Origin of the sequence: Pseudomonas meliae (genome assembly GCF_001400515.1) — a bacterium.
GTDB lineage: Bacteria > Pseudomonadota > Gammaproteobacteria > Pseudomonadales > Pseudomonadaceae > Aquipseudomonas > Aquipseudomonas amygdali.
Map to the genome: position 1 here is coordinate 1 of NZ_LJQT01000470.1, position 778 is coordinate 778.

General features: G+C 59.3%; 1 pseudogene. It reads left to right on the forward strand.

The features are described from left to right. Nucleotides 1–549 (forward strand): annotated as a pseudogene (locus ALO64_RS21825) (primase C-terminal domain-containing protein); the annotation flags it as partial. Between the last annotated feature and the right edge of the window lie 229 nt (nt 550–778).

Here is a 778-nt window from a genome sequence, read left to right on the forward strand (position 1 = left end):
GGTTTTTCGGAAAACCTGCCCCTGTCGTCGATACGCGCCACGGTCAAATCCGTAGGCCGCTGGACGTGGGATCGCTACACCGGTGATCGCCGTTGCCACCGAGGGGCCATGCAGCTCGATGGCAGCTTATCGCTCACCGAACGGCAGAGCCTGGCGGCCAGGCGCACCCATGAACTACGACACAAAGCCACAGAATCGAAGATACGCGCCGCGTGCCGTCAGCTCCAAGACCAGGGCAAGGCACTGGTGCGATCTGCGATTGCAGCACTCGCCGGCGTTTCTGCGAGCACGGTGGCCAGGTATGCACACATCCTGTCTGAGGTGACCAAGCCTGCCACTGTGAGTGTGCTCAAGGTGAGCGCAGACGCGATGCCAACGGTAACCCCGGGCGAACAAGCGGCACCCCGAGAGGCCGTTCAGTGCCTGAAAAAACAGGCCCTGACAGATCGCGACCAGGGGGTGTCATATGCTGTACATCAGATACCTGCGGTCCCGCAGGGGCCGCAAGCCAGAGTGCCCTTAAAAACAGAACATGAGGATGGTTCATGATGGGGAGTGCGCGTATGAATTCAGTGCGTGCTGTCTTCCCCGTCCTGCGCTGCATAGCGCGCTAGCACTACGTCAGTGAGTGTTCGGACCGAACTCAAGCCTGGTTGGTGTCTCGACATTTCGCTGTAAATGGGGGCTGCTACTGGAGAGCTGGGCTCTTGCCTGTCCAAAGCCGACGCCTTACTCTGCAATCCAAATGAATTTGATCTGGAAGGAACACCACCATGGC